Genomic DNA, 12,512 nt, shown 5'->3' on the forward strand with positions numbered 1-12,512 from the left:
GTCCCGATGGAATTTCAAAATCTGCAGCAGCACAGCATTCTGAATCAATAGAGACAATTTTTATGCATATTCCTGGAATAAAGGTTATAATACCTTCAACTCCTTATGATATGAAAGGTCTTTTTAAAACTGCGCTCAGAGCAGATGATCCCGTTATCTGCTTTGAACACAAGATGCTTTATAAAATGAAAGGACCTGTTCCTGAGGAAGAATACTATATTCCATTCGGTGTTGCTGACGTTAAAAAGGAAGGAAAAGATGTAACTGTTATTGCGACTTCAAGAATGGTTCATGAGTCGCTTGCTGCTTCGGAGGAACTGGAAAAGGAGGGGATAAGTGTTGAAGTTATTGATTTAAGGACACTTGTGCCCTGGGATAAGGAAACAGTCTTTAAATCCGTCAAGAAGACTCATAAGGTTGTTATAGCTCATGAAACATGGCGAAGAGCAGGGTGGGGCGCTGAAATTGCTGCAACAATCCAAGAGGAACTTTTTGATTATCTCGATGCCCCCATTAGAAGAGTTGGTGCAAAAAACGTTCATATTCCTTTTTCACCTCCTTTACAAGACTTTGTGATTCCTGATAAAAATAGCGTAATTGAAGCAATAAGGAGTGTGCTTTGATGTTTGAGATAAGAATGCCCAAGTTTGGGCTCTCAATGGAAGAGGGTACAATAACAAAATGGTACAAACAAGTTGGTGATTATGTCAAAAAGGGCGAGCCTCTTGTAGAAGTTGAATCAGAGAAAATCATTAATACACTCGAATCTCCATTTGAGGGATTTCTAAAGGTCATAAAGGTTAAAGAGGGCGAAAGCGCAAAAGTTGGAGATGTTATTGCTATACTTGGCGAAGAGAAGGAAACTATCCAACCAGAAATTATACAAGAGACAAAATCTGGATCAAAAGAAGAGGTTATAGGTGAAGAAACTCATCATATACAAAAGGAAGTCAAGGAAGACTTAATATTAGCCTCTCCTGCGGCAAAAAGGCTTGCAAGAGAACATAATATAGACCTTACACAAATTAAAGGAACCGGTCCTTCTGGAAGAATTGTTGAAAGTGATGTGCTTGCTTTTATTGAAAGCATGAAAGAAATAAAACCAACTTCCAAAAAATTACCTATTGATCCTGTTAGGAAGAGGATTATAGACAACCTTGTTAAGTCTTATAAAGAATCAGTTCTTGTAACAAACATTACGAAAATTGATTTAACAAATCTATTAAGACTAAAGGAAAATTTTCCTGGTATAACACTTACTGTATTTTTTGTAAAGATAGTATCAGAGGTTTTGAAGGAATTTCCGAAGTTTAATTCCCATTTTGATGGGGTTGAGTTGGAGATTTTTGACGCAGTAAATATTGGTGTTGCATTCGATACTGATAAAGGACTTGTAGTACCTGTAATTAAAGATGTGGGTAATAAATCACTAAGGGACATAGCCAATGAACTTGATAATCTCAAGAACAGAGTCAAGGAAGATGCGTTGAAAGTAGATGATTTAACAGGTTCTACTTTTACTATAACCAATCTTGGAATGATGAGAACAGACTTTTTTACACCTGTTTTAAATGGTAAAGAGGTTGCAATTCTCGGTATTGGAAGAGTTTTAAAAGAACCTGTTATCATCGAAAACCAGATAGTTGTAAGAGAATTTGCATACTTTAGTTTGTCTTATGATCACAGAATTGTGGATGGTGCAGACGCTGCAAGATTTTTAGGGAAACTTGCCGAGTATATTGAGCAAGAGAGTAATTTACAAAAATTAAATAAAATTTAAAAGAGGAGGTAAAGTATGAAGAAAGTAGTAGCAATCTTTTTAGTTGTAGCATTTATGTTTGGCTTTGTACGTTTTAGCCCTGCGATTGCTGCATCTCAAGTTGTAATCAAAATGACTATTGGTAATCCTAAGGCTTATGTTGATTCAAAAGTTGTAACTCTTGATTCTCCTCCAATCATTGAGAATGGAAGGACGCTTGTCCCATTTAGATTTATTGGAGAATCTATTGGTGCAAATATTGGTTGGGATGGAACAAAGAAAGAAGTGAGCTATGTGTTTGGGGATATAAACCTTAAACTTACCATTGGTTCTAATAAAGCCGTAGTGAATAATGTTATTAACATGCTTGACGTTCCCCCAAAGATTGTTTCTGGGAGGACACTTGTTCCTGTAAGATTTGTAACTGAGACGCTTGGAGCAAAGGTCGGTTGGGATGCAAATACAAGAACTGTAACTATTACTGCCTCAACAACACCGCCAAAAATTACTTTTAAGCCAAAAGCGGAGTATACGATGCAGGTAAATGTTGGTCCTGCTTTTGATTGGGGAAAGGGCGCTCAAAAATGGGCTGATCTTGTAAAAGAGAGGACAAATGGTCTTATAAATATCAAGCCTTATTTTGGAAGTTCTTTACTTCAGGGAAAACAAACTAACTGGTTCCAAGCAGTATCTGAGGGAAGCATTGATTTTGTAATGGATTCAACAATTAATGCTTCTGGTGTGGTGCAATCTCTCAACCTTTTCTCATTGCCATTCTTTATAAATACATATGAGAATGTGGATAAAATAGAAAATGGTACTGCAGGTAAAATGATTATTGATCAAATGGAAAAACTTGGGGTTGTTCATCTTGCCTGGGGAGAAAATGGTTTTAGGCAGCTTACTAATAGCAAACGACCAATAAAGACACCAGAGGATATGAGAGGACTCAAATTTAGGGTAGTTGGCTCTCCTATATTTGTTGATATCTTTAAAACACTTGGTGCAGATGCTGTTTCTATGAACTGGGGCGATGCAGTTACGGCATTCCAACAAGGTGCAGTTGATGGTCAAGAGAACCCATATGGTGTTTTGATTCCCGTTCAAATTTGGCAGTATCACAAATATCTTACAAACTGGAATTATGTAATTGATCCTCTTATTCTTGGCGTAAGCAAACAAACCTGGGATAAATTCCCTCCTTATATACAGAAAGCAATTAAAGATTCTGCTCTTGAAGCTGCAGAATGGGAAAAGGCTATGGTAAGGCGTGGTCTTGATGGGTTTATTTCTATAAATATATTGAAGAACAAATTTGGTGACACCCCTAATATACTTGATATGGTAGGTTATGTAAGAAGTAAGGGCATGCAGATTATTGATTTAACACCAGAGGAAAGACAGCAATTCATTAACGCAACCAAATCTATTTACGATAAGTGGATTCCAATAATTGGAGAGGATATTTATAACGCTGCTTTAAAGGATATGGGTAAATAAACACAAGGGAGGTGTAATCCCTCCCTTTTTAAATTTAAGGAGGTAAGGTGAAAGAGCTAAAGATAGAAGAGGTACTTGTCGTCATAATAATAAGCATAATGGCTATCTTGGCATTCATAAACGTTCTAAGTAGATTTATATTCCACATATCATTTGCTGCAACAGAAGAAATTGAAATAAATATGTTTGTTTGGATAACCGTTCTTGGTATTGCAATGGCTTTTGAGAAAGGTTCGCACCTTGGAATGAATCTTGTGTTTGATAAATTTCCAAAAACACTTAAGTTAATTGCTGTTATTATTTCATCTCTTCTTGCAATATGGCTATTTGCAACCGTAGATTATTATGCAATAAAGGATGTGATAAGAGATTTAACGCTTTATCATTCTCGTTCTGAGGCACTCAACATTCCTGTTTGGATATACACAATCGGCACCCCTATATTTTCGATCTTTGTATTTAAAAGCATAATTGTTTTCACGGTTAAAAATATAAGTGCGATTGTCGGAGGCGCAAAATGAGTCCAGCATTAATCTTATTTGGTTTATTTATACTTCTTATCGTTATAGGTGCGCCAATAGGTACTGCAATTGGAGTTGCTGGTGTTTTTGGAATCCTAAGGTACGACCTTGGTGTAACTATGATCGCCAAAAATTTTATTGCAGGTATTGCTAAGTTTCCTCTTATTGCTATACCCTTCTTTGTTCTTGAAGGTGAGTTACTTGCAAAAGGGGGTCTTGCTAAAAAGATATCTGATTTTATTATAATTCTTGTTGGAAGAGCTCGTGGTGGACTTGCGATTGCTGCGGTTGCTACTGCTGCTTTCTGGGGATCTATCTCTGGGTCAGGACCTGCAACAGCTGCAGCCATTGGGTTAATTTTTATTCCTTCAATGATTGAGCAGGGATATCTTGATACATTTGCTGCATCAGTTGTTGCAGCATCAAGCGGACTTGCAATTATTATCCCACCAAGCATTGCCTTCATCGTATATGGAAATATAACAGGAGTCTCGATTGGCGCTCTCTTTTTGGGTGGAATTCTCCCTGGACTTGTTATGATGGGATTTTTTATGATAATAACATACATTATTTCCAGAAAAAGAAACTATCGTGGAATTAGAGAAAGAGGAAGCCTAAAAGAGATATGGAATGCCTTTAAAGAAGCTATATGGGCAATTCTTGCTCCAGTTATTATTCTTGGTTCAATTTATGCAGGAATTGCAACACCAACTGAGTCGGCTGTTATTTCAGTTTTTTATAGTTTGTTTGTGGGGCTTTTTGTTTATAAGAGCCTCGGTAGAAAAGAGATAATCGACTCTCTAATAGGAACAGCAGTTACCTCAGCTGTTGTTATGTTTGTTGTAACATTTGCTGGAATTTTTTCAGTAACCGAAGCTACACTTGGTATTATTGATGCGGCAGGAAATTTTGTCATTAGTGTTGCAAAAAGCCCGATTGCTTTTCTTTTATTAGTGGATTTGGTTCTATTTATTGCCGGGTTTTTCTTGGATGCTATTTCAATTCTTTATGTTATTATGCCAATTTTCTTGCCTGTTCTTCAGGCATTTAAAATTGATCCGCTCTTTTTTGGTGTAGTAGCAACTGTTGCTCTTGCCATTGGTCAGATTACACCACCTGTTGCAGTTAATCTTTATGTAGTGTCAAATCTTATTAAGAAACCTCTTGACGAAACCTCAAAAGAAATTTGGCCATTTGTTGCTTTTGCAATAATAGGTTTGCTTTTAATTACATTTGTACCGAAACTTTCTCTTTTAATCCCTATTGCTTCTAAACTCTATACTCCATAAGTATTTCGAATTTGGGTTTTTATGCCTCGAAGGTTGACTTCGGGGCAATTTTTATTTCGTATAGAGTTAAACTTCTTGTTTGAATTATTTGGAAATTTTGGAATTTTTGTGTAAAATAGCAAAAAGTTTAGTGGAAGGTGAAATATGATTAGAAATTTAGGATTAGATAAGATAAAGGAGATTTTACCGCATAGGGAACCGTTTCTCTTTGTGGATGAAATTTTGGAAGTTGAGCCTGGAGAGAAAGCGATTGGAAAAAGGACATTTACGCAAAAAGATTTCTTTTTTGAAGGACACTTTCCTGGTTTTCCAATTGTTCCTGGTGTTATTTTGGTTGAATTTTCTGCGCAGGTTTCTGCCTTTATGATTCTTCTTAAAGAGGAATACAAAGATCTTTTTGGATATCTTGTAGGAATTGATGATTTTAGATTTATTAATAAAGTTAAGGAAAACGACACTGTCATTGCAAGATGTGAAATGCTTGATTTTAGGCATAATATTGCAAGAAGCAAGGTCGAATTATTCGTGAGCGACAAACTTGTTGCAAAGGGCATTATCAAGGCATTCTTTACAAATAAAAATTCATTAGGAGGTGCATTTTGAAGGTAGGGATACTTGGGCTTGGAAGTTATATTCCAGAGAAAGTTATAACAAATCACGACCTTGAAAAATTTCTTGACACATCTGATGAGTGGATTAGAACTCGCACTGGTATCGTTGAAAGACGTTTTGCAAACGAAAATGAGGCAACATCAGACCTTGCAACTGTTGCTGCAAAAAGAGCACTTGAAGATGCAAATTTAAAACCTCAGGATATTGACCTAATCATAGTTGGAACAAATTCACCAGATATGCTTTATCCTGCAACTGCTTGTCTTGTTCAGGACAAGATTGGTGCAGCAGGTAAGTGCGCTGCATTTGATCTTCAAGCTGGTTGCCCTGGGTTTGTATATGCAACAGTTGTTGGTGCGCAGTTTGTAAAGAGTGGAGCATACAAACATGTTCTTGTAATTGGTGCTGAAGTAATTACGCGTATGATGGACCCAACCGATAGGACTACCTATGTCCTTTTTGGTGATGGAGCAGGTGCTGTTGTCCTTGGTGAAGTTGAGGATGATAGAGGCATAATAGATTTTGAGTTGTATGCCGATGGCTCAATTGCAGAGCACCTTACCTTGCCTGCTGGTGGTTCAAGAAAACCGTTCTCAGAAGAAGTTCTCAAGGAAAGAAGTTATTTTACGAAAATGAACGGAGGCGAGGTGTTTAAATTTTCGGTAAGAGAAATCTCGAGGATCTCCAAAAAATTGCTTGATAAAACTGGTACAAAATTGGAAGATATAGACTGGTTTATTCCCCATCAGGCAAACTTGAGAATAATTCAGGCAGGTGCAGAAAAACTTGGTATTCCAATGGAAAAAGTTGTGGTTACGATTGATAAATTTGGAAACTCATCTGCTGCATCTATTCCTGTATCACTTGACACAATAAGAAAAGAAGGTAAACTTAAGAGAGGTAACTTGGTGCTCATGGTGTCGTTTGGTGCAGGTATGACATCAGGGGCAATCTTAATGAGGTGGTGAGGTATGATTGCATTTGTTTTTCCGGGACAAGGTTCGCAGTATGTGGGGATGAGTGCAAAAATCCCTGAAAGCTCAATCAAAAAGGAATTATTTAGCAAAGCATCAGAGATTTTAGGTTTTGATCTTTTGGAAATTTGCGAAAAAGGACCCCAAGAACTATTGACCTCAACTGACATTACTCAACCTGCTCTTTATACGGTATCTGCAATTTATGATCTGCTTCTTAAGGAAAAAGGAATAAAACCACAGGTCGTTTCTGGGCATAGCCTTGGTGAGTATTCGGCTCTATTTTCAGCGGAAGTTTTTTCTTTTGAAACGGGGCTTAAACTTGTGAGAACTCGTGGGTTACTTATGAAAAGTGCATCTTACGATGCACCTGGAAAAATGCTTGCAGTGATTGGCCTTGATAAGGAAAAAATACAAAAAGTTCTTGATGAAGCTTCTAAAGTTGGTGTAATTGTTAACGCAAACTATAATGCCTTTGACCAAGTTGTCCTTTCTGGATCAGTTGAAGCAATTGCCGAGGCACAAAAAATTGCAAAAGAGCTTGGTGCACGTCTTGTAAAGCCGCTTGAAGTTTCTGCTGCATTCCACTCACCTTTAATGGAGCCAGTTGTTCCTCATATGTCAAAAGCAATTGATGAAGCAGAATTTAAGACACCTTCAATTCCAATAATTCAAAATGTTACAGCAGAACCTGAAAGAGATGTGAGCCGAATAAAAGAAAACTTAAAGAAGCAATTAACAGGCTCAGTAAACTGGGTTGATTCGGTTTTAAAGATGGATTCAATGGGAGTAAAAGATTACTACGAAGTTGGACCTAAAAATGTTTTAAAAGGTCTCATTGAGAGAATTATTAAGGGCACAACTGTGAAACTTTCCGAGGAGGTTTTTAATGCTTGAGATAAATCTCAAGAATACAGTTTCAGTTGTAACAGGTGGTGGAAGAGGGATAGGGCGTGCAATTTCAATTGCTCTTGCAAAGGCGGGAAGTAGTGTTTCAATTATTTATACTTCAAGAGTTGACGATGCATTAAAAACAAAAAGCGAAATTGAATCCTTTGGTGGAGTTGCAGAGATTTTCCAATGCAATGTTGTTGATGAGGCTTCTTCTGAAAATGCAATCAGACAAATCATAGATAAGTTTGGAAGAATTGACGTTCTTGTAAATAATGCTGGCATAACTCGTGATACACTTCTTCTAAGGATGAGTGTTGATGATTGGGATGCAGTTTTAGACACAAATCTTAAGGGTGCATTTCTTATGACAAAGCACGCACTTAAATACATGATTAAGAATAATTCTGGGCGAATTGTAAATATTGGTTCAATCGTTGGAATTACAGGAAATGTTGGACAGGCAAACTATGTATCCTCTAAAGCAGGGCTTATTGGTTTTACGAAGGCAGTTGCGCTTGAATACGGTTCAAGAGGAATTACTTCGAATCTTGTTGCACCTGGTTATATTGAAACTGAAATGACAGAAAGATTACCTCAAAATGTAAAAGAAACCTATTTAAATAAGATTGTTTTGAAGAGAGCAGGTAAGCCTGAAGATATTGCAAATGTTGTTGTTTTCCTTGCTTCTCCTCTTGCAAGTTATATTACAGGAAGTGTTATAATTGTTGATGGTGGTTTGTCATTAACATAAAATTTAAATTTTAAGGAGGTTAGAAATGGAAGAAAGAGAAATTAGAGAAAAAGTTTTAAAGGTTGTAAAAGAGAAGTTAGGCGTGGAAGATGACAAAATTGTTGATTCTGCCGAATATGTAAAGGATCTTGGTGCAGATTCCCTTGCACTTGTTGACATTGCAATGGCTCTTGAAGATGAATTTGGCGTAAAGATCCCAGACGAAGACATTAATAAAATAACAACTATTGGTGCAACAATTTCATACATTAAGGAGCACTTAGGGTAGTATGGAAAAAGAAAGGGTTGTTATTACAGGTTTAGGAGTGGTATCTTCCATTGGAATTGGAATTAATGCATTTTTGGAAGGATTGCTTTCTCAAAAGTCTGGTGTTTCAAAGATTTCTTCCTTTGATGCATCTCAGATCTCTGTTCAAATAGGTGGCGAGATAAAGGACTTCAATCCCGAAAACTACCTTGATAAGAAAGAAGTTCCTCGCCTTGACAGAGTTCAGCACTTTGCATTTGCTGCAGCAAAAGAGGCAATTGAAGATGCAGGTATAGATACAAATGCTATTGACCCCGAAAGAGTTGGTGTTTATATAACTTCTGGGGTTGGCGGCATTATCTCCCTTGAGCAGCAGATTCTTGTAAATAAAGAAAAGGGACCATCTCGTGTAAGCCCCTTCCTTATAACTCAGATGATTATTGATGCAATACCAGCATATGTTGCTCTTAAATATGGCTTCAAAGGTGAGACAAATGCTTCGGTTGCAGCATGTGCCTCCTCTGCAAAAACAATAGGACAAGCAATGCTTGCAATAGAAAGAGGGGATCTTGATATTGTTGTGACAGGTGGTGCTGAAGCTCCATTTACTCCAACTGCTGTTGCTGCATTTGCATCGATGCGTGCACTTTCAAAAAGAAATGATGACCCAGAACATGCTTCTCGTCCATTTGATAAAGAACGAGATGGTTTTGTAATGGGAGAGGGTGCAGGAATTCTCATCCTGGAATCTTTGAGCCATGCTAAAAAACGTGGTGCTAAAATCTACGCAGAGCTTGCAGGTTATGGTACTACAAATGATGCATATCATGTAACAGCACCAGATCCTTCGGCAAAGGAAGTTATTAGGGCAATGGAACTTGCTATGAAAAAGGCAGGGGTAAATAAGGAAGATGTAAATTATATAAATGCGCATGGTACTTCTACACCTCTTAACGATAAGAACGAAACCTTTGCGATTAAGCAGGTTTTCCAAGATCTTGCGTATAAAATCCCTGTAAGCTCTACAAAATCACAAACAGGGCATTTGTTGGGAGCTTCGGCAGCCCTTGAATCTGTTGCAACGGTTCTTTCAATCCAAAAGGGGGTTATTTTCCCAACCATTAACTATGAGGTACCTGACCCAGAATGTGACTTAGATTATGTTCCCAATAAACCAAGAGAAGCAAACATTAAGGTTGCTTTAAAGAATTCTTTTGGATTTGGTGGGCACAACGTAGTACTTGTCTTTAAGAAATTTGAAGGATAAAACACTTCGCTGCTGACCAATTTTTCAATAGGAGGATTAGGGAGGTTAAGCCTCCCTAAAATTATTTTAAATGTGTTATAATTAAGCAAGGAGGTGGTTATTTTGGATTCATCTAAAAAGATATTTTTACAATCCTCGTTGGTGGATCAGCAGGTAACGGGGTGAAAAAGATTGGTGCGGTTTTAAGTTCTTTCTTTTCAAACATGGGAAGATATGCCTTTGAAATGGAAGACTATCAGAGTCTAATTAAAGGTGGGCACAATTTTTGCGTTGTTTCTACATCAACAGAACCTATTTTTAGCCACTATGAGAAAAAGGATGTAATTGTTGCGTTAGATGAGAGAAGTTATAATAAGCACAAGGATGAGGCAATCAAAAATGGTGTTGTTGTGTATAATTCAGATCTTGTGAAAGAAGCCGAACAAAATCATATTGGCATTCCTCTTACAACTTTTGGAAGGAAGTATCCAAACCCAGAATTAAGGTTAGGTATCTCTGCATTATCAGTTCTTTTCGGTGTATTAGGTCTTTCAAAAGATGAACTTGCAAATCTCATAAAGGAAAATTTTAGAGATGTAGAAAATAATATTAGTTTTGCAAACGAAGTTTATGATTATTTTGTTTCGCACTTCAAAGGAGAACGTATTCAATTAGATAAAGGAAATAAGAGAATGCCTGTTGTATCTGGCAATGAAGCAATCCCTCTTGGTGCATATGCAGGTGGCCTTGATATGTTCTTTGCCTATCCTATGACTCCTGCTTCAACAATTTTGCATTTCCTTGCGGCACATACAAGGGATTTCGGGATTGGGGTAATGCATCCTGAAAATGAGATTGCGGTTATAAATATGGCAATAGGTGCTGCTTCTGTTGGTCTCAAAACAATGGTTGCTTCTTCTGGTGGAGGTTTTGCTCTTATGGAGGAAGCTTTATCTTTAGCAGGCATGACAGAAACTCCAATTTTGGCTGTTTTGTCATCAAGACCGGGTCCTTCAACGGGAGTGCCAACTTATACAGAACAAGGTGACCTTTATTTTGCTTTGAACCAGGGGCATGGTGAATTTCCGAAAATTGTTGCATCACCAGGAACACATGAGGAGGCATTCTATCTTGCATCCGAACTTTTGTCTCTTGCATGGGAATTTCAAACCGTTTCCATTCTTTTAACAGAAAAACATCTTTCAGAGAGTAGAAAAACATTTGAAATTGACCTCGATAAAGCGAGTTTTGCGGATTATTTTAAGCATACAGATGGTGAATATCTTAGATATAAACTAACAGATTCTGGAGTATCGCCATTACTTTTTCCACCCTCCCAAAGTGTAATTAAGTTTTCAAGTTATGAGCATGATGAATACGGACTTTCAACAGAGGATCCAGAGATGATAACAAAGATGCACGATAAAAGATTTAGGAAGTATAACTCAATCATCGAGAAATTTAAAAACCTGAAAACCGTTAATATTTATAATTCACATTTGGGTGATAATGCACCCATTATCTATACATATGGTTCAACAACTATGTCTGTTCTTGAAGCGCTCAAATTTGGAAAAATTGAAGCAAGAGTTGTTCAACCAATTTACCTTGAGCCATTTCCTTCTTGGGAATTTAAACAATTTAGTGGTGTAAAATCATGTGTTATAGAACAAAGCGTTATGGGATCCTTCGAAAAACTTCTTAAGGAGAAAACAGGCATTGAAGTTAATAGCCACATTAGGAAATATGACGGTAGGCCTTTTGAAGTTGAAAGCCTTGCAAAAGCAATAAAGGAGGCGTTATCATGAGCGTAAGAGATGAGCTTACAACATATGAAGAAAATACATGGTGTCCTGGTTGTGGTAATTTTGGAATATTTACTGCATTTAAAGGTGCAATAAAGGAATTAGAGAATAGAGGCGTTAAGAAATCCCATGTTTTAATTACTGCAGGTATTGGTTGCCATGGAAAAATCTTTGATTATTTGAATTTAAGTGGATTTTACTCCCTTCATGGACGGGCCGTTGCTACAGCGCAAGGAATGAAATTAGGAAATCCTGACTTATATGTTGTAGCCTTTGTTGGAGATGGCGATGCAATGGGTGAGGGGCTTGAACATGTCCTTTTTGCAGCAAAAAGGAACGCTGATATTACAATAATAATGCATAATAACGGTGTATATGGGCTTACAACGGGGCAATTTACCCCTGTTTCACCAAAAGGTTTCAAAGGACCTTCAACACCTTTTGGCTCGGTGGAAGAACCTCTCAATCCCATAAAATTGGTACTTGATGCTGGCGCTACATTTGTTGCAAGAGGATATTCTGCAAAAATAAAGGAATTGACGAATATTTTTGTTGAAGCAATACTTCACAAGGGATTTTCTTTTGTTGATGTGCTTCAACCATGCGTATCATTCAATGATACCTATGAACTTTACAATAAAAATACATTCTTTGTAGATAAGATTGCAACTACAAAAGAAGAGGCAATTGAGATCTCAAATGTTCAAGATAAAATTCCTCTTGGTATATTTTACAAGGAAGATAAGCCAGTTCATCATGAACTTCTTTTAGAGGGAAAAAATCTCTTTAAGGAAAGTTTAACAAAGGAAAAACGGCTTCAAAAGATTAGAGAATTCCTTAATATATAATAAAATCGTTTTATTGAAAAACTTTTAGGGCACAAAAGATTTGTGCCCTAATTTAAATTTCTACAC

13 protein-coding genes are annotated in these 12,512 nt (G+C 37.1%); all 13 read left to right on the forward strand.

The annotated features are described in order from the left end of the window. Positions 1-623, forward strand: a 623-nt coding sequence (locus ACP5SP_RS03515; RefSeq protein WP_428076048.1) for an alpha-ketoacid dehydrogenase subunit beta, incomplete at its 5' end; no start/stop codon positions are given. Further along, positions 623-1,780, forward strand: coding sequence for a dihydrolipoamide acetyltransferase family protein (locus tag ACP5SP_RS03520; protein ID WP_428076049.1), 1,158 nt, complete (start codon positions 623-625; stop codon positions 1,778-1,780). The genes ACP5SP_RS03515 and ACP5SP_RS03520, both read left to right, overlap by 1 nt. A gap of 15 nt (positions 1,781-1,795) precedes the next feature. Beyond that, positions 1,796-3,259: a DctP family TRAP transporter solute-binding subunit gene (locus ACP5SP_RS03525; RefSeq protein ID WP_428076050.1), complete on the forward strand. Its 1,464-nt coding sequence runs from the start codon at positions 1,796-1,798 to the stop codon at positions 3,257-3,259. Positions 3,260-3,306: 47 nt separating this feature from the next. Next, positions 3,307-3,780, forward strand: coding sequence for a TRAP transporter small permease (locus tag ACP5SP_RS03530; RefSeq protein WP_416085185.1), 474 nt, complete (start codon positions 3,307-3,309; stop codon positions 3,778-3,780). Continuing rightward, entirely contained in the window at positions 3,777-5,069 is a 1,293-nt protein-coding gene (locus ACP5SP_RS03535; protein WP_428076051.1) for a TRAP transporter large permease, read from the forward strand. The genes ACP5SP_RS03530 and ACP5SP_RS03535 overlap by 4 nt, the downstream gene beginning before the upstream one ends. Before the next feature lie 144 nt (positions 5,070-5,213). After that, on the forward strand, positions 5,214-5,672 hold the full coding sequence (gene fabZ / locus ACP5SP_RS03540; protein WP_416085187.1) for a 3-hydroxyacyl-ACP dehydratase FabZ: 459 nt from the start codon (positions 5,214-5,216) through the stop codon (positions 5,670-5,672). Further along, positions 5,669-6,649, forward strand: coding sequence for a beta-ketoacyl-ACP synthase III (locus ACP5SP_RS03545; protein WP_424586798.1), 981 nt, complete (start codon positions 5,669-5,671; stop codon positions 6,647-6,649). Before fabZ ends, ACP5SP_RS03545 begins: the two co-directional genes overlap by 4 nt. A gap of 3 nt (positions 6,650-6,652) precedes the next feature. Then, a complete protein-coding gene (fabD, locus tag ACP5SP_RS03550) occupies positions 6,653-7,552 on the forward strand; it encodes an ACP S-malonyltransferase (protein ID WP_428076052.1) in 900 nt (299 codons plus the stop codon). Between the two features lies 1 nt (position 7,553). Next, positions 7,554-8,300, forward strand: a complete 747-nt coding sequence (gene fabG / locus ACP5SP_RS03555; RefSeq protein WP_416085261.1) for a 3-oxoacyl-[acyl-carrier-protein] reductase — start codon at positions 7,554-7,556, stop codon at positions 8,298-8,300. Between the two features lie 25 nt (positions 8,301-8,325). Continuing rightward, entirely contained in the window at positions 8,326-8,568 is a 243-nt protein-coding gene (gene acpP, locus ACP5SP_RS03560) for an acyl carrier protein (RefSeq protein ID WP_416085190.1), read from the forward strand. Position 8,569: 1 nt separating this feature from the next. Continuing rightward, the gene (gene fabF / locus ACP5SP_RS03565; RefSeq protein ID WP_416085191.1) at positions 8,570-9,814 is read left to right on the forward strand and encodes a beta-ketoacyl-ACP synthase II; all 1,245 of its coding nucleotides are present in this window, start codon (positions 8,570-8,572) and stop codon (positions 9,812-9,814) included. A 131-nt stretch (positions 9,815-9,945) separates the two neighbouring features. Beyond that, the gene (locus ACP5SP_RS03570; protein WP_428076058.1) at positions 9,946-11,601 is read left to right on the forward strand and encodes a 2-oxoacid:acceptor oxidoreductase subunit alpha; all 1,656 of its coding nucleotides are present in this window, start codon (positions 9,946-9,948) and stop codon (positions 11,599-11,601) included. After that, positions 11,598-12,446 carry a thiamine pyrophosphate-dependent enzyme gene (locus ACP5SP_RS03575; RefSeq protein ID WP_424586795.1) on the forward strand — a complete coding sequence of 283 codons (849 nt, stop codon included), beginning with the start codon at positions 11,598-11,600 and terminating at the stop codon, positions 12,444-12,446. The genes ACP5SP_RS03570 and ACP5SP_RS03575 overlap by 4 nt, the downstream gene beginning before the upstream one ends. Positions 12,447-12,512: the final 66 nt, after the last annotated feature.

The sequence above is a fragment of the Caldisericum sp. genome (genome assembly GCF_049967455.1).
GTDB classification, from domain to species: Bacteria; Caldisericota; Caldisericia; order Caldisericales; family Caldisericaceae; genus Caldisericum; species Caldisericum exile_A.